This is a genomic window from Arthrobacter sp. E3 (assembly GCF_017353415.1).
In the GTDB taxonomy this organism is placed as follows: domain Bacteria; phylum Actinomycetota; class Actinomycetes; order Actinomycetales; family Micrococcaceae; genus Specibacter.
The window spans coordinates 17,928-36,004 of record NZ_JAFMPX010000036.1; the positions used below are offsets into that span (position 1 = coordinate 17,928).

Annotated in this window: 17 protein-coding genes; 10 read left to right on the forward strand and 7 right to left on the reverse strand. The window is 59.7% G+C overall.

The window, feature by feature from the left end; genetic code table 11:
* Window positions 1–200: 200 nt before the first annotated feature.
* The 9 genes from purU (at window position 201) to JMA46_RS13805 (ending at window position 9,137) form a co-directional block, all read left to right on the forward strand.
* Window positions 201–1,085, forward strand: a complete 885-nt coding sequence (purU, locus tag JMA46_RS13765; RefSeq protein WP_348770174.1) for a formyltetrahydrofolate deformylase — start codon at window positions 201–203, stop codon at window positions 1,083–1,085.
* A 133-nt stretch (window positions 1,086–1,218) separates the two neighbouring features.
* A complete protein-coding gene (locus JMA46_RS13770; RefSeq protein WP_207345914.1) occupies window positions 1,219–2,232 on the forward strand; it encodes an aldo/keto reductase in 1,014 nt (337 codons plus the stop codon).
* 63 nt (window positions 2,233–2,295) lie between these two features.
* The gene (locus tag JMA46_RS13775; protein WP_207345915.1) at window positions 2,296–2,814 is read left to right on the forward strand and encodes a gamma carbonic anhydrase family protein; all 519 of its coding nucleotides are present in this window, start codon (window positions 2,296–2,298) and stop codon (window positions 2,812–2,814) included.
* Window positions 2,815–3,014: 200 nt separating this feature from the next.
* On the forward strand, window positions 3,015–4,199 hold the full coding sequence (locus JMA46_RS13780) for an ROK family transcriptional regulator (protein WP_207345916.1): 1,185 nt from the start codon (window positions 3,015–3,017) through the stop codon (window positions 4,197–4,199).
* 171 nt (window positions 4,200–4,370) lie between these two features.
* On the forward strand, window positions 4,371–5,660 hold the full coding sequence (locus tag JMA46_RS13785; RefSeq protein WP_207345917.1) for an ABC transporter substrate-binding protein: 1,290 nt from the start codon (window positions 4,371–4,373) through the stop codon (window positions 5,658–5,660).
* Between the two features lie 90 nt (window positions 5,661–5,750).
* A complete protein-coding gene (locus tag JMA46_RS13790) occupies window positions 5,751–6,656 on the forward strand; it encodes a sugar ABC transporter permease (RefSeq protein ID WP_207345918.1) in 906 nt (301 codons plus the stop codon).
* Window positions 6,657–6,706: 50 nt separating this feature from the next.
* Window positions 6,707–7,549 (forward strand): carbohydrate ABC transporter permease, encoded by an 843-nt coding sequence (locus tag JMA46_RS13795; RefSeq protein WP_207345932.1) that lies wholly within the window; start codon window positions 6,707–6,709, stop codon window positions 7,547–7,549.
* A gap of 126 nt (window positions 7,550–7,675) precedes the next feature.
* The gene (locus JMA46_RS13800; protein ID WP_207345919.1) at window positions 7,676–7,993 is read left to right on the forward strand and encodes a hypothetical protein; all 318 of its coding nucleotides are present in this window, start codon (window positions 7,676–7,678) and stop codon (window positions 7,991–7,993) included.
* A gap of 52 nt (window positions 7,994–8,045) precedes the next feature.
* Entirely contained in the window at window positions 8,046–9,137 is a 1,092-nt protein-coding gene (locus JMA46_RS13805; RefSeq protein WP_348770175.1) for a Gfo/Idh/MocA family oxidoreductase, read from the forward strand.
* Window positions 9,138–9,307: 170 nt separating this feature from the next.
* Here JMA46_RS13805 and JMA46_RS13810 read toward each other — a convergent pair whose 3' ends face one another.
* The 6 genes from JMA46_RS13810 to JMA46_RS13835 all read right to left on the reverse strand — a co-directional run bounded on the left by JMA46_RS13810 (window position 9,308) and on the right by JMA46_RS13835 (window position 16,992).
* Complete coding sequence (locus JMA46_RS13810; protein ID WP_207345921.1) at window positions 9,308–10,021, reverse strand: ABC transporter ATP-binding protein; 714 nt, start codon at window positions 10,019–10,021, stop codon at window positions 9,308–9,310.
* The gene (locus JMA46_RS13815) at window positions 10,008–10,901 is read right to left on the reverse strand and encodes an ABC transporter ATP-binding protein (protein WP_207345922.1); all 894 of its coding nucleotides are present in this window, start codon (window positions 10,899–10,901) and stop codon (window positions 10,008–10,010) included. The genes JMA46_RS13810 and JMA46_RS13815 overlap by 14 nt, the downstream gene beginning before the upstream one ends.
* Complete coding sequence (locus tag JMA46_RS13820) at window positions 10,898–12,163, reverse strand: branched-chain amino acid ABC transporter permease (RefSeq protein WP_207345923.1); 1,266 nt, start codon at window positions 12,161–12,163, stop codon at window positions 10,898–10,900. The genes JMA46_RS13815 and JMA46_RS13820 overlap by 4 nt, the downstream gene beginning before the upstream one ends.
* Window positions 12,160–13,167, reverse strand: a complete 1,008-nt coding sequence (locus tag JMA46_RS13825) for a branched-chain amino acid ABC transporter permease (RefSeq protein ID WP_207345924.1) — start codon at window positions 13,165–13,167, stop codon at window positions 12,160–12,162. The genes JMA46_RS13820 and JMA46_RS13825 overlap by 4 nt, the downstream gene beginning before the upstream one ends.
* 139 nt (window positions 13,168–13,306) lie before the next feature.
* On the reverse strand, window positions 13,307–14,542 hold the full coding sequence (locus JMA46_RS13830) for a branched-chain amino acid ABC transporter substrate-binding protein (RefSeq protein ID WP_207345925.1): 1,236 nt from the start codon (window positions 14,540–14,542) through the stop codon (window positions 13,307–13,309).
* Window positions 14,543–14,772: 230 nt separating this feature from the next.
* The gene (locus tag JMA46_RS13835; RefSeq protein WP_207345926.1) at window positions 14,773–16,992 is read right to left on the reverse strand and encodes an NADP-dependent isocitrate dehydrogenase; all 2,220 of its coding nucleotides are present in this window, start codon (window positions 16,990–16,992) and stop codon (window positions 14,773–14,775) included.
* 180 nt (window positions 16,993–17,172) lie between these two features.
* Here JMA46_RS13835 and JMA46_RS13840 point away from each other — a divergent pair, with 180 nt between their 5' ends.
* Window positions 17,173–17,676 (forward strand): ferritin, encoded by a 504-nt coding sequence (locus JMA46_RS13840; protein ID WP_207345927.1) that lies wholly within the window; start codon window positions 17,173–17,175, stop codon window positions 17,674–17,676.
* A 66-nt stretch (window positions 17,677–17,742) separates the two neighbouring features.
* Here the strand turns inward: JMA46_RS13840 and JMA46_RS13845 are convergent, their stop codons facing one another.
* The gene (locus JMA46_RS13845) at window positions 17,743–17,916 is read right to left on the reverse strand and encodes a hypothetical protein (protein WP_207345928.1); all 174 of its coding nucleotides are present in this window, start codon (window positions 17,914–17,916) and stop codon (window positions 17,743–17,745) included.
* Between the last annotated feature and the right edge of the window lie 161 nt (window positions 17,917–18,077).

The window sequence follows — 18,077 nt, forward strand, 5'->3', positions numbered from 1 at the left end:
TCCTGAGTGGGCAGCACGAAAAAAACTCTTCTTGAAAAGATTATCGCCAATGCGCGCATTGGCTCTACGTGACCTTGCGTCCCAGGCGTACGATCGCAAAGTCTTCGCTCGTGCTGCTCCCCGGTGGTGTCCCACCTCATCGCCAGTCGCAACTCCTCAATTGTAGTACAGGGCCCCAATTGGGCGGTAACGTTGGGCGGGTGACTGATTCAAACTCCCCTGCCGCGCCCATTCCGGCAGCTTCGCACGGATATGTGCTGACTCTTTCTTGTGCCGACCGGCCCGGCATTGTCCATGCCGTCTCGGGGGCACTGCTTCAGGCCGACTGCAACATCACCGACTCCCAGCAGTACGGCAACCCGGACACCGGCACCTTCTTCATGCGCGTTGCAGTGGAAACCACGACGTCGTTCAGCCGGCTCCGCGAACAGCTTGAGTCGATCGCTGGGAACTTCGAGTTCAATTGGACCCTGCACCGCGTCGGGGCACCGGTGCGCACACTGATCATGGCTTCCAAAGCTGCACACTGTCTGAACGACATCTTGTTCCTGCAGCGTTCCGGGACGCTGCCGGTGGAAATCCCGGCGATCGTTTCCAACCACCGCGACCTTGAGCCGCTGGCGCAGTTTTACGGCATCCCCTTCCACTACATCCCCGTCACCGCAGCGACGAAGGACGAGGCCGAAGGGCAGCTTCTGGAACTGGTCGCCGAGCTCGACATTGAGCTTGTTGTACTGGCCCGCTACATGCAGGTCCTCTCTGATGAGCTGTGCAACCACTTGGCCGGGAAAGCCATCAACATCCACCACTCCTTCCTGCCCTCCTTCAAGGGGGCCAGGCCCTATCACCAGGCCCATGCCCGTGGTGTGAAGATCATCGGCGCCACCGCCCACTATGTGACGGCAGCGTTGGATGAAGGTCCCATCATTGAGCAGGAAGTGATCCGCGTGGACCACGGGCACTCGGTGGACAAGTTTGTCTCCATGGGCCGCGCCGTCGAAGCACGCACCCTGGCACAGGCTGTGCAATGGCATGCCGAGCACCGTGTTCTGCTCGACGGCCACCGAACCGTCGTCTTCGACTGATCCCCACGCCCTCCCAAAGTTCACCGCGCTGGGCGCGATGAACTTTAGGTCCCTCGGGCCTGTGGGCCCAACGCGGGTACAACGAATACCTCCGGCATCTGGCACGCTGAATGCTTTTCGCTAGGGTGGAGGCATGAGAGAGCACATCTTGGGGAAAACCGGCCGCACCGTCTCCGCCGTCGGGCTTGGAACATGGCAACTTGGCGCCGACTGGGGTGAGGTCAGCGAAGCCGATGCACTTGCCGTGCTGGGCGCCGCTGCCGATTCCGGCGTGACATTCTTTGACACTGCCGATGTGTACGGCGACGGCCGCAGCGAGCAGGTCATTGGGAATTTCCTGCGCAACAGGGGCACCAACCACGGCCTCACGGTGGCGACCAAGATGGGCCGGCGCATGGATCAGCTGCCGGAAAACTACGTCATGGCGAACTTCCGCGCCTGGACAGACCGCTCACGGAAGAACCTGGGCGTCGACACACTCGACTTGGTCCAACTGCACTGTCCTCCCACCGACGTCGTCACATCCGATGAGGTCTATGACGCCCTGGACACGCTCGTGGCCGAAGGCGCCATTGCCAGCTACGGCCTGAGCGTTGAAACGTGCAGCCAGGCACTCGCAGCAATCGCCCACCCCAATGTTGCCACCGTCCAAATCATCGTGAACGCGTTCCGGCTCAAACCGCTGGATGAAGTGCTGCCCGCAGCCCTAAAGGCCGGGGTCGGAATCATCGCCCGTGTCCCCCTCGCCAGCGGAATGCTCGCCGGCAACTACACGGCCAGCACCCGCTTTGCTGACAACGACCACCGCAATTACAACCGCGATGGCAGCCACTTTGACGTGGGAGAAACGTTTTCCGGAGTGGACTACGCGGCCGGGCTGGACGCGGCTGCCGCGTTCGGCTCCTTGGCCGCGTCCGTGCAGGACAGTTCCGGAAGCACGACACCGGCCACCACCGCTCAGGCTGCCATCGCCTGGGTTTCCCAGCTAGAGGGCGTGTCTACGGTGATCCCTGGCGCCCGTTCCGCGTCACAGGCGCAGGCCAACGCAGCGGCAGGTTCGCTGCCCGAACTTGGCAGCAACTTCACCGACGGCGTCCGCAGCATTTACGATGCGTATTTCAGGGCAGCCATCCACCCCCGTTGGTAGAATCTGTCCGGGTTCTTCCATCCGCTCTTTCCCATCCGCCCGACCCCTCTGATTGGATCCGCAATGAAGCAATTCATCACCCTTGACGGCAACACCCCCTCAGTCCATGAAAGTGCGTTTGTGGCACACACGGCCATCGTGATCGGCCAAGCCACTTTGGGCGCCGACGCCAGCGCTTTTTACGGGGTGGTGGTGCGCGCGGACACCAACACCATCACGGTGGGCGAGGGCTCCAACTTGCAGGACAATGTGGTGCTCCACGCTGATCCCGGGTTTCCCACCAGTGTGGGCAAGGGTGTCAGTGTGGGCCACGGTGCCATCATCCACGGTTGTACGGTGGAAGACGACTGTTTGATAGGAATGAGCGCAACCATCATGAACGGCGCCGTCATCGGGGCAGGCTCCCTGGTGGCTGGCGGAGCCGTAGTCCTGGAGGGGGCTGTCATCCCGCCCGGCTCATTGGTGGCGGGCGTTCCAGCCAAGGTGCGTCGTGAAATAGGGGCCGAGGAACTCGAACATATCAAGGAGAACGCGAAGGACTACGTTGCCTTGGCCCGCAAGCACAAGCAGGTCCAGTCCTAGCCGTCGTCACAAGAATCAACAAATTCTGAACAAGTTTTCGCCGGAAGAACGTCAAAGTTGCCCAATTTTTGGCATTGACGTGGCTTTATCAGCGTCCACGGTCAAATCCATGCCTTTTGCGTTAAGGCATAACTCTTGAAACTTATGGATCTTGCGTTCACATCTTGACTACAATCAAAATGTGATGCACGCTACTACCTATGAATGACACACCCGGCCGGCAAACCAGCGAGAATCTCCGACCCGGGTCACAATCAGCTCTGCGCCGCCACAATGAGCAACTCATTGTGGCGGAGCTTCGGGAGCGCGGGACATCGTCCCAAGCGGAACTCTCCCGAGCCACGGGCCTGTCGACGGCCACCATTTCCAATATTGTCAAAGCCCTGTGTGCCAATGGACTGGCAACCACCCATCCCACCACAAGTTCTGGACGCCGCGCTGTGGCTGTCTCACTACTGGAATCCCCCGATGTAGCCCTGGGCATAGACTTTGGGCGCAGCCACGTGCGCCTGGCACTGGCAAGCCCTGGACTCAAGCTCAAGGACGAACGCTTTGCTGCCCTCCCCGTAGGCCACTTGGCCGCAGATAGCATAGCCACGGCCGCAGCTCTGCTGGAGGAAGCCCTAGCGGAAACAGGAATTTCCCGCAGTCGTGTCATAGGAGCGGGCGTGGGCATCCCGGGCCCCATCGACCACCGCACGAACACTGTCATTCGCGGGGCGATCCTCCCCCAATGGGTTGGTGTGAACATCGTTTCGCAGCTCGAGCAGGCGCTGCGGATGCCCATCCTTGTCGATAATGACGCGAACCTGGGTGCACTGGCGCAAATTACGTGGGGGGAACACCGCTCCGCCAAGGACTTGGTGTTCTTGAAGATCGGCAGCGGGATCGGTGCGGGACTGATCCTCAATGGCGCGCCTTACTACGGCCATACCGGAATTACGGGGGAGATCGGCCACTCAACCATCTTTGATCAGGGATTGGTCTGCCGTTGCGGCAACCGAGGCTGTCTGGAAACAGTCGCCTCAACTACCGTCATGATTGATCTGCTGAGCCGCGGCGAACCCACACCCCTAACAGTTGAGAACATCATCAGCCGCGCCCATTCCGGGGACGCCGCAACTTTGCGGGTCATTGACGACGCGGGCATGGCTGTCGGAAGGGCGATAGCGAATGTCGCCAACATGATCAATCCCGAAATCATTGTTGTAGGCGGACCCCTTTCCTCGCTCGGGGAAGTCCTTTTGGCTCCCATACGTCGCGGGCTGATCCGCCATGCGGTGCCAGCCATTGGTCAAGACACCATTGTTGTCATGTCTTCACTGGGAGACCGCGCCGAAGCCTTGGGCGCACTCTCATTGGCTTTGCACCACAGCCACAACTGAAACATTCAGCAGCCACCGGCGAACACACCAAAGTCGACCCATTGCACCGTTACCATTCCGTTGCGTTAAACAGTTGACGGCAAGGAGTGATGAAGGTAACTTTTGTTGAGTAAGTGTTTGCTACACTTACAAAGATCATCATTTTCAAACAATTTTTCACGGAGGATACATATGCGACGTCGTCTATCGTTGCTTGCCGGAGTTGCAGCGCTGGGTCTGACCCTGGCAGCCTGTGGCGGCGGCGGCGACACCCCCAGTGACAACGCCAACCCCAGCGACGCAACAGGGAAGGTCGGTGTCTTCACCTGGTGGGCCGATGGTTCCGAAAAGGCCGGCCTTGATGCCCTGGTCGGTGTCTTCAATAAGGACTTCCCGAACCTGACGTTCGACAACCTGGCCGTTGCCGGTGGCGCCGGCTCACAGGCCAAGAGCGTCCTGGCTGCCCAGCTCAAGGCTGGCAACCCGCCGGACTCCTTCCAGGCACACGCAGGCGCAGAACTGCAGGACTACATCGATGCAGACCAGCTCGAGGACCTCAGCGGTTTCTACAAGGACAACGACCTGACCTCGCAGTTCCCCAAGGACCTCATTGACCGCCTGACCGTGGACGGCAAGATCTACTCGGTACCCTCCAACATCCATCGCGCCAACGTGGTTTGGGCCAACGTTGACGTCTTGAAGAAGGCCGGTGTTGACCCGGAAAAGCCGGCCACCGACCTTGCTGGCTGGTTCGCCGACATGGACAAGGTCAAGGCCTCCGGGAAGATCCCCCTGGCCGTGGCCGGTTCCTGGACCCAGGTCCAACTGTTCGAGAACATCCTCCTCTCCAGCTTGGGTAGTGACGGCTACAACGGTCTGTGGGACGGCAAGACGGACTGGAAGAGCGCCGAGGTCACCACCGCTATCCAGGCGTATGAGAAGGCCCTCTCCTACACCAACACCGACCGCGACTCCCTCAGCGACTGGGCTCCGGCAACGCAGCTTGTTGAAGACGGCGCAGCTGCCTACAACGTCATGGGCGACTGGGCTGAGGCCAAGTTCGAGCAGGACAAGAAGAAGTCCGGCGTTGACTACACCTACTTCGCTACTCCGGGCACTGCAGGCGTCTTCGACTTCCTCGCCGACTCCTTCACCCTGCCCAAGGGCGCCCCGAACCCGGCAGGTTCCAAGGCATGGCTGAAGACCATCAGCTCCGCCGAGGGCCAAACCGCTTTCAACAAGGTCAAGGGCTCCATCCCGGCCAACACCACCGCTAAGACGGATGACTTCTCTGAATACCAGAAGAGCGCCATCAAGGACTTCAGCCAGGACAAGATTGTTTCCTCACTCGCCCACGGTGCAGCAGTGCCGGTGGCCTGGTTGAATGACCTGAGCACCGCAGTCAGCAAGTTCGGCGGCGACAAGAACGTCGACAGCCTGCAGACTTCCGCAGCAGCCATCGCGGCGAAGTTCGCCAAGTAATAACTGCACTCAGGTTGGGGGCTGCACAACAATCTTGTTGCGCAGCCCCCAATCCGTGCAGTACCGATTCTCTTCGGAAGGAGGCAAACTATGTTGAAACGCGCAAAAATATGGGGCCCAGGTGTATTACTGCTCGCCCCCACCATGATCCTGGTCGGCGTCTTCGTCTACTGGCTCATCATTGAGAACTTCCGTGTCAGTCTCACTAACCAGCACACGGCCAAGCCCAGCAACAAATATGTGGGCTTTGAGAACTACACCAATCTTTTGGCAGACCCAAACTTCCAGCACTCCCTGTGGAACCTGCTGATACTGACCATCGTGTTCCTCGGTGGCACCTTGATCTTCGGCTTCCTGTGGGCCTGGATCCTGGAACAGCCGGCCAAGGGCGAAGGCTTCTTCCGCTCGGTCTACCTGTTCCCCATGTCAGTGTCCTTCATCGCTTCCGGTGTTGTCTGGCGTTGGCTTCTCTCCAGCTTGCAGACATCCCAGCCCGGTGGTGAACGCACCACAGGATTGAACCGCCTGCTCGACAGCGTTGGCCTCGGCGCATTCCAGAACGACTGGTGGTCCAACCCCACCTGGGGCATCGCAGCCATTGCCGTCCCTGCTGTCTGGCAGCTGTCCGGCTACGTCATGGCCTTGTTCCTTGCCGGCTTCCGCGGCATCCCCGATGAACTCCGCGAAGCAGCCCGCATCGATGGTTGCACCGAATGGAAGCTGTACCGCCACGTCATCTTCCCCCAGCTGAGCCCTGTCATGCTGTCCGCCGTGATCATCATCGGGCACATGTCCTTGAAGCTGTTCGACCTCATCCGCGCCATTGTTCCGGACGCCAACACCTATGACGTCCAGGTTCCCGCCACCATGATGTGGGTCAAGTACATCGGCAGCGACTATGCCGATGCTGCTGCGATTGGAACCATTCTGTTGGTTCTTGTGGCATTCGTCGTCATCCCCTACCTCTGGTACACCTCACGAGCGGAGAAGCGCTAATGTCCACCGCCACAGTGAATAACAAGAACCGCCTGCGTTCGGCGCAGGATATGAAATCGGATGCCAAGCGCAACAACAAGCGCCGCATCAACCGCACGCTGAAGTACGCACTGCTGATTTTCTTCGTCATCATCGTCTTGCTCCCTGCGTACGTTTTGTTCATCACCAGTTTCAAGGGAACGGCCGACGCCGACCCCTCGCGCGCATGGTACCTCCCCCAGACATGGGAAACCGGAGGCTGGGCCAAGGCCTGGACCACATTGGCTCCCTCGCTGGGACGTACCGTCATACTCGTGGTGCCCTCAGCTCTGATCTCAGCCTTCCTTGGCTCGATCAACGGCTATGTGCTCGCCAAGTGGCGTTTCCCCGGTGCGAACATTGTCTTCACGTTGATCTTGTTCGGCATGTTCATCCCGTACCAGGCCGTCATGATCCCGCTGACCCAGCTGGTCAGCGACCTGGGTGTGCCGCAGGGCATCCCTTCACTGCTGCTGCTGCACATTGTGTACGGTCTGCCGATTTGTACGCTCATCTTCCGCAACTACTATGCCACCGTCCCCGATGAACTCATCGAGGCCGCGCGCATGGACGGTGCCGGCATCCTGCGCACGTACGGCTCCGTGATCTTCCCGATTTCCGCCCCCGGCTTTGTCGTGGTGCTGATCTGGCAGTTCACCTCCGCCTGGAACGACTACCTCTTTGCCGCGTTCTTCTCCTCCGGTCGCAACGGTCCGGTGACGATCGCACTGTCCTTCCTGGCAGGCGGCCAGCTCACCGACTACGCCGCCTCCATGGCCGGGGCACTCATCGCCTCCGTGCCCACACTCATTGTCTACATCCTGTTGGGCAAATACTTTGTGGGCGGTTTGATGAGCGGTTCCGTCAAGGGCTGACCCCGCTGCAAGGTGAGTCAAACAGCAAAGGCCCCATCCGACGTCGAACTTCACGACGACGGGCGGGGCCCTTTGCACTCTGCCCCTCCCCTTATAGACTCAAAGAAATCACTGGGGAGTGAAGTCATGAAATTAAAAGTCCTGATGACAATTGCTTGTGTTCTGGTGCTCATCGCAGTGCCGCTGTATTCCTTTATGGACTCCGATGGTGCAAGAACGCTGATTGCCGGGGTAATAGCCATGTTCTGGGTCGCCATCGTGGTCGGCATGGGCGTCAAATTGATCCGCTCCCGACGCGGCACGAAGATTCGCTCAGCAGTCTCCCCGCTGTTTGGAGCCGCCGACGCCTATCAATCGTTGCTTTTGGGCAGGCCGACCATGGATGAGAGCAGCGCTGAAGCCGCCGACCACGTTGCCGCCGACAAGTTCACCAGTGGTCCCTGAGCTGTCATGTTCGGCCCCTGTGCGGGGTTGCTGGCAGACTTGAGGCATGAGCATCCAACGTTTCGTCGGCCGGCCCGACTGGTACACCACCTTCAACCCTGAAACCCTCGCTGCCACGGGCACCGCCCTGCGGTGGGGTGTTGTGGCCACGGGCAACATCGCCCAGACCGTCACCGCCGACTTGGCCCTGCTGGAGGATGCAGTCCTGCAGGCCGTCAGTTCGCGAAGCGCCAAGAGTGCGGCACAGTTTGCGGAGAACTTTGGCTTCGCCAGCCACTACTACGACGGCGGAGCTGACGGCTTGGGCGCCAGTGGCTACCTTCAGTTGATGGCCGACCCCGACGTCGACGTCGTCTACATCGCCACCCCGCACGCCCAGCACTATGACATTGCCAAGGCTGCCCTGCTGGCCGGCAAGCACGTCTTGTGCGAGAAGGCACTGACCATCACAGCTGCGGAATCCCGGGCGCTCATTGAGTTGGCCAGGGAACGGCGGCTGTTCCTCATGGAAGCTGTGTGGGCACGGTTTGTCCCCGGCTTCCAGCGGGCGTTGGAGATCCTGGAATCAGGAGAGATCGGCCAAGTGAAGTGGGTACGGGCCGACCTTGGCTTCCCTGCTCCGATGGATGATTCAGCCCGCATCTGGGCCCCTGCCGACGGTGGCGGGGCTCTTTTGGACATCAGCGTCTACCCCCTGTTGTGGGCATGGGGCACGCTGGGCCGTCCGGACACCGTCTCCGCTACGGCAGAGCTGACGGCGCTCGGCGTGGATGCCGCAAACACCTTGACGCTCAGCTATGCCAATGGCGCGCAGGCCCAGCTGATCAGCTACCTTGCATCCCATGGCCCCCGCACCGCAACGGTGTCGGGAACCGAAGGGTTCTTGGAGACCATTGGCTCCGTGAACAACCCGAAGGGCCTAAAAATCAGTGTGGGCCGGGACAACGAGCGGGTGGAAATGTTCGAGCACCCCGGCAGCGGATACACCTACCAGCTACGCGAGGTAACCCGCTGCATCCAGGCCGGGCTGACGGAAAGCGCCACTATGCCGCTGGATGATTCCCTGGCCATCATGGAACTGTTCGACGACGCCCGCCGCCAAATAGGCGTCAGCTACGCCAACGACACCCGCACAGACCTGTAACGCACCCGCCCACCAACTCACGGCCCCACTCCTCACGGCCCTACCCTACCGACGCTCCAGCACTTTTCGGGGTTAAATACTGAACGCTCCTGCATCAATTGCAGGAGCGTTCAGTAGTTTCATACAAAAGCTGCAGGAGCGTCGGGAGTGGTGGGGCTGGGCTGACTACTTTAGCCGACGCCCAGGTACGCTTCCTTGATGGCCGGATTGGCCAACAGTTCCTTGCCCGTGCCGCTGTGGGTGATTTCCCCTGTCTCCAGGACAAATCCGCGATGCGCCCTGGCAAGGGCCTGGTTGGCGTTTTGCTCCACCAACAGCACGGTGGTCCCCTGACTGTTGATCTCGGTGATGATCTTGAAGATCTGCCGGATGAACTGTGGAGCCAGACCCATGGAGGGCTCGTCCAGCAGCAGCAGCTTGGGCCGGGACATCAGCGCCCGTCCAATGGCGAGCATCTGCTGCTCACCGCCACTCATGGTGCCGCCATACTGCTTCACACGTTCCTTCAACCGCGGGAACAGATCGAACACCCTTTCAAGATCCTCCCCCACTCCGCTCCGGTCCTTGCGGCCGAAAGTGCCCATATCAAGATTTTCCAGCACCGTCATGGCCGGGAAGATTCCGCGCCCCTCAGGAGCCTGGGAGATACCCTGAACGACCCGGATGTGCGCCTTCATCTTCGTAATGTCCTCACCCATGAACTTAATGGTTCCTGTGGTGGGGTTCAGCAGCCCGGAGATGGTTTTCATGGTGGTGGTCTTACCCGCCCCATTTGCACCAATCAGGGAGACGATTTCGCCTTCTTCAACCGTGAAGGACATGTTATGGATCGCTTGAATCCGTCCGTAGTAGACAGAGACATCGTCAAGCTCAAGCAAAGTCATCGTCAGGCTCCCCTAGGTAGGCGGAAATTACGCGCGGATCTTCACGGATGTCGTGCGGCTTGCCGTCGGCTATCTTCTTGCCGAATTCCAACACCACAATTCTATCTGTGACACCCATGACCAGCTTCATGTCGTGCTCAATCAAGAGCACCGTGTAGCCGTCGTCCCGGATGGTCCGGATCAAGGCCATGAGCTCTTCTTTTTCCGCAGGGTTGAAGCCGGCTGCAGGTTCATCCAGACACAAAACCTTCGGATCCGTGGCCAGTGCCCTGGCGATTTCCAGACGACGTTGGCTGCCATAGGGTAGGTGCCGCGAGAGTGTGGCTGCCTGGTGCCCAATGCCAACAAAGTTCAGCAGGGCCATGCCACGCTCAATGGCGCTCTTTTCCTCACGGACGTGCCGGGGCACCCGCAAGAGGGCACCTACAACACTTGTCTTGTGCCTGGCGTCCAGGCCGACCACCACATTTTCCAGCGCTGTCATCTCACCGAAGAGGCGGATGTTCTGGAATGTTCTGGCCAGCCCGGCACGGGTAATTTTGTGCTGCTTCATGCCGTTGAGCAACTTGCCTTCAAGCAGAACTTGCCCGCTGGTCGGCTTGTAAACCCCTGTCATGGCGTTGAAGCAGGTCGTTTTCCCAGCTCCGTTGGGACCGATCAGGCCTAGAATCTCGCCACGCTTGATGTTGAAGCTAACATCATCCATGGCCAACAGGCCACCGAATTTCATGGTCAGGTTCTTCACTTCCACAAGGTCTTCACCGACCGACACGGCAAAGTCGCGGTCAGGGCTGATCTCAGCCGCTTCAAGGCCGACTCCCCCGCCGCTGTGCGTCACCTTGCCAAGCTGGATCCGCGGTTCAGCTGACTCGCCGCTCATGATGCGCTCCCCTCAGCGTTGGGTACGGGCGTTGTGGGAGGTGTGCCGGAGCCGCTACTGCCATCCGGGGTACCAGGCCTCCTGGCATTTTCTGCGTTCTGCCGCCTGACCGCTGCATACGCTTTGGTTCCATAGGCCAGCAGCCGTTGCTTGGCTGGCACCAGGCCTTGGGAACGGTAGATCATGATCAGGACCAGAGCGAGGCCAAAGATGAGGAACTTATACTCTGCAATGGCGGTGAAGCGCAACGGAATGTAGGCAACCAGCGCCCCTCCGAGGATGGCACCCACCTTGTTGCCCGAGCCGCCAAGGACGACTGCCGCAACAAACAAAATGGACGTCACGACGTCGAACTTCTGGTTGTTCACGAATCCGACCTGACCGCCCATGAGCGCTCCGGCGAGACCGCCCACACCGGCTCCGAGGGCGAACGCCCAGACCTTGTACTTGAAGGTGGGCACGCCCATGGTTTCGGCGGCGTCCTCATCTTCTCGGATGGCGATCCAGGCACGGCCCACGCGGCTGCGCTCCATGTTGCCAACGAGGAACAGCATGATGATCAGGATCGACAGGGTCAACCAATACCATGGGGTTCCATTGGAGTTGGCAAAGATGGGGATTCCGTCGGCGCCGACTCCCGGGGGGTGTCCCACGTTCTGGAAGCCTGGCTGGCCCTTCATGGCCGGAATGATGGTGGCCAGGATGCGCACGATTTCACCAAAACCAAGTGTGACAATGGCCAAGTAGTCCCCTCGCAGGCGAAGGGTGGGCAAGCCGAGTAGAACACCGACGAACATGGAGACGGCAATCGCAACAGGGAGAGTCCACAGGTACGGGATCTTGATGAACGCGGAGTCCGGGCTCGTCAGCATCGCCGCCGTGTAGGAACCGACCGCAAAGAAGGCGATGTAGCCCAGATCCAGCAGACCTGCGTAGCCGATCACGATGTTCAAGCCCACGGCTACCAGCGCGTAGATGGCCATGAGCTGGCAGGCCAGCGGCCAGTCATTGCCTGGTTCCGTGGTGATAAACGGAGGGTTTACCACCGGAAGCAGGAACGCCACAATGACGATGGGGATCAATATCAGCCATTGCTTTTGGCGTGGCATCTCCCGCCAGCAGTCGCTCCACCTGCCAAATTTTCGATTGGGGCGCGGGACGGCGGCGCTGGATCCCGGCGGTACACCGGAGGATTCCATTTTTGCGTTGGCCTGGTCGGATTTGGCCGTATCAAGTGGCTTGGGACCGTCGAACATGCTCATGCCTTGCTCCTTCCCAATGACGTGCCCAGGATGCCTTCGGGGCGGAACAGCAGCACCAGTACCAGCACCAGGAAGGCAACAACGTCAGTCCACTGGGAGTTGCCCAATAGAATCTGCCCGTAGTTGCCAATGAGGCCCAGCAGCAGGCCGCCGAGCAGTGCACCACGGACGTTGCCAATGCCGCCAAGAACTGCTGCGGCAAAGGCCTTGATGCCGAGGATGAACCCGCCGTTATAAACCACACCGGAGGGGATCTTCATGACATAGAACAGTGCGGCAGCACCGGCCAGGATGCCACCGATGACGAAGGTGGTGATAATGATTTTTTCCTTGTTCACACCCATCAATGTGGCTGTGTCAGGATCCTGGGCCACGGCGCGGATGCCACGCCCGGTCCGAGACTTGCTGATGAAACGCTCGGTGACCACCATCATGATGACTGCAGCAGTAACGATCAAAATCTGATCTGAATAGATGATGGTGCCGAAGACTTCGAAAATCGGTTTGGTCTGGAACATGGTCAGCGCTTGCTCAGGTACCGGACCACGCCACAGGAAAATCAGGTACTGGATGGTGAACGAAGCACCAATGGCAGTAATGAGGAACACCAAGCGCGGTGCGTTTCGCTTTCGCAGCGGTTTGTAGGCTAGCCGTTCCAGGAGGAACGCTGTCAGCGCAGATGCCACGATGGCTGCCAGCAGAGCCAGCAGGAGATTCACGACGATTTGCCCGATGCCCAGGTTGGGTGCTGAGGGACCAAAACCCAGAAAACTCAGGGTGAAGAACACTGCGTAGCAACCCATGATGAACACTTCGGAGTGGGCGAAGTTAATGAGGTTCAGCACACCGTAAACGAGGGTGTAGCCGAGTGCCACGAGGGCGTAGATGGAGCCAAACGTCAGGCCGTCAAAGGTTGCTGACCAAAAGTTTTGCCCTAAGGAGACAAAGTCTAGGGTAATCCAGTCATTGGCCACTGGTGCGGCCATGAGGATGGTTGGGATCATAGGGACTGTCCGATCTTGCGAGGTGCCGGGACAGGTTGTGCCCGCGGCCCCTGGATCTTGCGGAGTGGAATAAAAGATGTGTGCATGGCAATGCCGTGGGACGGGTTCCCCCACCCCACAGCATTGTCCATGTGCGGGATTACTCCCCGATGGCACCGATGGGAACGATCTTGCTGTTCTCCACCTTGTAGCCGTAAACGGTCGGGGCCTGCAGCTCGCCCTTGTCATTCCACTTGTAGTGCTTGCTCAAGCCGTCGGCGTCGTAGTTCTTGACCCAGTCAAGCAGGCTTGCCCGATCCTGCTTACCTGCGTCGATACCGGCCAGCAGAACCGTAGTGGCGTCGTAGCCCTCAATGGAATACGTACCCGGATCCATGTTTGCCAGCGCCTTGTAGGCCTTGGCGAACGACGGGATCAGCTCACCTGGGATACATGGGCAGGTGAAGTAGGCGTTCTTCGAAGCGTCGCCTGCCTGCTTGATGAACTGGTCATCCTTCAGCCCGTCCGGGCCAATGAACGTTCCGGTGTAGCCCTTGGCCACGAGCTGCTGGTCAAACGGTGCACCTTCGGCGTAGTAGCCGGAGTAGAACACCGCGTCGGCTCCAGAATTCATGATCTTGGAGATTGTGGCCGAGAAGTCCTTCTGACCTTGTGTGACCTTGTCCGTGCCAATCAAGGCATCCCCGAGGCCGTCCGACGTGGTCTTGCCCAAACCGATTCCGTATTCGGAGTCATCCTGAACCAAATAGACCTTCTTGGCTCCCAGCTTGCCTGTCATGAACTTGGCGGCCGCCGGGCCCTGTACAGCGTCGTTGCCCAGACCGCGGAAGAATGTTGTCCAACCGTTCTCAGTCAAACCCGGGTTCGTGGCTGCAGGGGTGATGTGGACCATCTTCACCTGTTCGAAGATGTTACCCGTTGCCTTGGACTCGCCCGAGAACGGGAGCCCCACAACGCCGATGATGCTTTCTTCCTTCGTAGCCTGGGTGACAGGGCCTGTTGCCTTGTTCGGGTCCCCTTCGGTGTCGAACTTCTTAAAAGCCACCTGGCACTCGGGGTTCGCCGCATTGTGCTCATTGATGGCTAGCTGAATACCTTGGAAAATGTTAATACCGAGCTGAGCATTTGCACCCGTTTGCGCACCGATGTATGCGAGGGTTGTCGTTGCTGGACAGACGGCCTTGCCATCGCCGGCGGGAAGAACGGCATCCTTAGGTGTTTCGATACTTGTCAGGGCCGGAATATTGATGGCGCTTGAGCTACCGCCCTCTGTGGCACCTCCCCCTGCCGGAGCAGCTTGATTTGCACAGCCTCCCAACAACATACCAAAAGTCGCGGCCGCAGCCAGCGTTGTCATAACTTTCTTGCGGTTCATTAATCAGCCTTCCGAAATTCGCATCAACACCCGCGGCACGTCATCGTTCCGCGTGAGAATTGGCTACACGTGACTTGACCCTACCCCCCGGTAGGTGACGTACGACACATATTTTCGTAAAGATCTGATAACGGCTGTTTTCCGCTCCCATTGCTTCCTGCCCCAGTCCAACGAGGGCAAGAAAAACCCGCCCTGTGGAGGGCGGGTTTCTTCGGAAGGGGCAGGAACCGCTAGGCCAGGGTCGCGATGGCCTTGTTCAGCAGTTCCGAAGGGCGCATGACCGCAGCAACCTTCGCCGCATCCGGACGGTAGTACCCGCCCAGATCAACCGGGGAACCCTGCACGTGGGCCAGTTCGGCAATGATGGCATCCTCATTGTCGGTCAGGTCTTGTGCAACCGCAGCGAAGGCAGCGGCCAGATCCTTGTCGACGTCCTGCTTCGCCAATTCCTGGGCCCAGAACTTGGCCAAGTGGAAGTGGCTGCCACGGTTGTCGATCTCACCAACTGAGCGTTTCGGGGACTTGTTCTCCAACAGGAACGTGCCCGTGGCGCGGTCGAGTGTGTCAGCCAGGATCTGTGCCCGGGCGTTGCCTTCGGTGACGGCAAGGTGTTCGAAGCTGACAGCCAGGGCCAGGAACTCCCCGAGGCTGTCCCAGCGCAGATGGTTTTCCTTGATCAGCTGCTGGACGTGCTTGGGTGCGGAACCGCCCGCACCTGTTTCGAAGAGCCCGCCTCCTGCGATCAGGGGGACCACGGAGAGCATCTTGGCACTGGTGCCCAGTTCCAGGATCGGGAACAAGTCGGTCAAGTAGTCGCGCAGCACGTTGCCGGTAACGGAGATGGTGTCTTCGCCGCGACGAATACGTTCCAGCGTGAAGGTGGTGGCCTTCTCCGGAGACATGATCTGGATATCCAGGCCGTCGGTGTCATGGTCCTTCAAGTACTCGTTGACCTTGACGATCAGGTTGGCGTCGTGGGCACGGGACTCATCGAGCCAGAACACAGCTGGTGTTGCCGATGCGCGGGCGCGGGTGACGGCCAGTTTGACCCAGTCGCGGACCGGGATGTCCTTGACTTGGCAGGCGCGCCAGATGTCACCGGCTTCTACGCTGTGCTCAATGAGCACGGCGCCAGCAGCGTTGACGATCTGCACGGTGCCAGCCTCGGCCAGTTCAAAGGTCTTGTCGTGGCTGCCGTATTCTTCGGCTGCCTGTGCCATCAGCCCAACGTTGGGGACGGTGCCCATGGTGGTGGGGTCAAAGGCGCCGTGCGCTCGGCAGTCGTCAATCGTTGCCTGGTACACACCGGCGTAGCAGCTGTCCGGGAGCACTGCGAGGGTGTCGTGCTCCTGGCCGTCCGCGCCCCACATGTGTCCGGAGGTGCGGATCATCGCAGGCATGGAAGCGTCCACAATAACGTCGGAGGGTACGTGCAGGTTGGTGATCCCCTTGTCGGAATCAACCATGGCCAACGCCGGGCCGTCTTCATAGCCCTTCTTGATGGCAGCTTCAACACCGTCGCGTACGTCCTGGGGCAGTTCACCCAAGCCGTTAAGGATGGAGGCCAGACCATTGCTCGGGCTCAGGCCTGCTGCTGCCAGCTCCTTGCCATAGTTGGCGAACAGCTCCGGGAAGTAGGCCTTGACCACGTGGCCGAAGATGATGGGGTCTGAGACCTTCATCATGGTGGCTTTCAGGTGGGCCGAGAGCAAGATGCCCTCTTCCTTAGCGCGGGCAACCTGCGCAGCGAGGAACTCATCTAATGCTGCGGCGCTCATGAGCGTGCCGTCGACGATCTCGTTGGCCAGCACCGGGAAGGAGTCCTTCAAAACGGTGGTGGTGCCATCGGCGGCAACGAACTGGATCTTGATCTTGTCATCGGCGGGAATGACCACGGACTTCTCATTGTGGCGGAAGTCGCCCTTGTCCATGGTGGCGACGTTGGTCTTGGAATCCGTTGACCATGCACCCATGCTGTGCGGGTTCGCCTTGGCGTAGTTCTTGACCGACTGGGGCGCGCGGCGGTCCGAGTTGCCTTCACGAAGAACGGGGTTGACGGCACTGCCCTTGATCTTGTCGTAGCGGGCGCGGACGTCCTTTTCCTCATCGGTGGAGGGGTCGTCCGGGTAGCTCGGGAGGGCGAAGCCCTGGCCCTGAAGTTCCGCGATGACTGCCTTCAGCTGCGGGACGGAGGCGCTGATGTTCGGCAGCTTGATGATGTTGGCGTCCGGGCTCTTAACCAGGGCGCCCAATTCGGCCAGCGCGTCGACGACGCGCTGGTCTTCAGTGAGGTAGTCGCCGAAGACGGCGACGATGCGTCCGGACAAGGAGATGTCCCGGGTTTCCACGTCCACCCCTGCAGTGGAGGCGAAGGCCTCGACAATCGGCAGGAATGAGTACGTTGCCAACATGGGCGCTTCGTCAGTCAGGGTGTAGATGATTTTGGCCATGGGTGAGCTGTCTCCTACGAAAATTCAGTGGATTACGACGAATCTGTTCATATTTCTTTCCCTACCTAACTTACCCGAGGGAGAGCGTTTGCCCGCCATCGGTGGCAACGTGCACGTACGATGCGGTGAAGTGGGCCACTTTTGCTGGTCAGTGGTAGTTCCGGGCAATAGCGTGGGGTCATGGAACTCAAGGGAAAACTCGCAACCGCCATCAACGACCAAATCACCATGGAAATCGAGGCCTCGGTGGTCTACCGCCAGCTGGCCATTGAGATGGATGTCCAGGACCTGCCCGGCATCTCGGGCTGGTTCCTGGCACAGTCCGGCGAAGAACTCGAACATGCACAAAAGTTCACCGACCACATGACGGACCGCAGCGCCGCACCCAAAATCGCTGCCATCACAGCCCCGAATGTCACCATCAACTCAGTGCTTGAAGCCTTCGAAGCCTCGTTGGCCCACGAACAAAAGGTTTCCGAATCGATCCGCAACCTCTACCGCCTGGCCCAGCAGGAGGGCGACATTGACTCCATCCCGCTGCTGAACTGGTTCATCGAGGAGCAGTTGGAAGAAGAAGCCACGGTGGGTGAAATCATTGGCCGTGTCAAGCTGATTGGTGGGGACGGCAACGGCCTGCTGCGCCTTGACGCCGAGCTGGGCTCCCGCAAGGAATCCGGCGAGTAGTCTCTCCCCTCATGACAAGCGCTCTCCCACCAATGGCTGGGAGAGCGCTTGTTTTTAAGAGTCTCCTCAGCGCGATCCGGTCGGCGGGATTGCCTCCCCGCGCGGACGCGGTTGCGGACTCTCAAAGCGCGTGTCCGTTCCCTTGCTGCTAAAGCGGCCAACCAGCAGCACCACCACCAACACCACCACGACGAGCGCAAAGACTCCCATCGTCACCAAAACCCACACTGATCCTGACATTCGCACACTCCCCCAGTTGTTCCAGCATTGTCTTGCTTCATCCGAGCATGTCACCCGGGTGCACCGCGTGGCCAGTTTCCACGGCCGCGAAACGGTTGTTGATGCACGACTCTTAATGTACGACGCCGGGCCGTCACCAATAGAGGCCAAAGTGGACGCCC

Coding starts and splice junctions, on each gene's coding strand:
- JMA46_RS13800 (WP_207345919.1), top strand. CDS start 7,676: ATGAAATTAAAAGTCCTGATGACAATTGCTTGTGTTCTGGTGCTCATC.
- JMA46_RS13785 (WP_207345917.1), top strand. CDS start 4,371: ATGCGACGTCGTCTATCGTTGCTTGCCGGAGTTGCAGCGCTGGGTCTG.
- JMA46_RS13835 (WP_207345926.1), bottom strand. CDS start 16,992: ATGGCCAAAATCATCTACACCCTGACTGACGAAGCGCCCATGTTGGCA.
- JMA46_RS13840 (WP_207345927.1), top strand. CDS start 17,173: ATGGAACTCAAGGGAAAACTCGCAACCGCCATCAACGACCAAATCACC.
- JMA46_RS13795 (WP_207345932.1), top strand. CDS start 6,707: ATGAAATCGGATGCCAAGCGCAACAACAAGCGCCGCATCAACCGCACG.
- JMA46_RS13775 (WP_207345915.1), top strand. CDS start 2,296: ATGAAGCAATTCATCACCCTTGACGGCAACACCCCCTCAGTCCATGAA.
- JMA46_RS13810 (WP_207345921.1), bottom strand. CDS start 10,021: ATGACTTTGCTTGAGCTTGACGATGTCTCTGTCTACTACGGACGGATT.
- JMA46_RS13780 (WP_207345916.1), top strand. CDS start 3,015: ATGAATGACACACCCGGCCGGCAAACCAGCGAGAATCTCCGACCCGGG.
- JMA46_RS13830 (WP_207345925.1), bottom strand. CDS start 14,542: ATGAACCGCAAGAAAGTTATGACAACGCTGGCTGCGGCCGCGACTTTT.
- JMA46_RS13845 (WP_207345928.1), bottom strand. CDS start 17,916: ATGTCAGGATCAGTGTGGGTTTTGGTGACGATGGGAGTCTTTGCGCTC.
- JMA46_RS13825 (WP_207345924.1), bottom strand. CDS start 13,167: ATGATCCCAACCATCCTCATGGCCGCACCAGTGGCCAATGACTGGATT.
- JMA46_RS13770 (WP_207345914.1), top strand. CDS start 1,219: ATGAGAGAGCACATCTTGGGGAAAACCGGCCGCACCGTCTCCGCCGTC.
- JMA46_RS13820 (WP_207345923.1), bottom strand. CDS start 12,163: ATGAGCATGTTCGACGGTCCCAAGCCACTTGATACGGCCAAATCCGAC.
- JMA46_RS13790 (WP_207345918.1), top strand. CDS start 5,751: ATGTTGAAACGCGCAAAAATATGGGGCCCAGGTGTATTACTGCTCGCC.
- JMA46_RS13815 (WP_207345922.1), bottom strand. CDS start 10,901: ATGAGCGGCGAGTCAGCTGAACCGCGGATCCAGCTTGGCAAGGTGACG.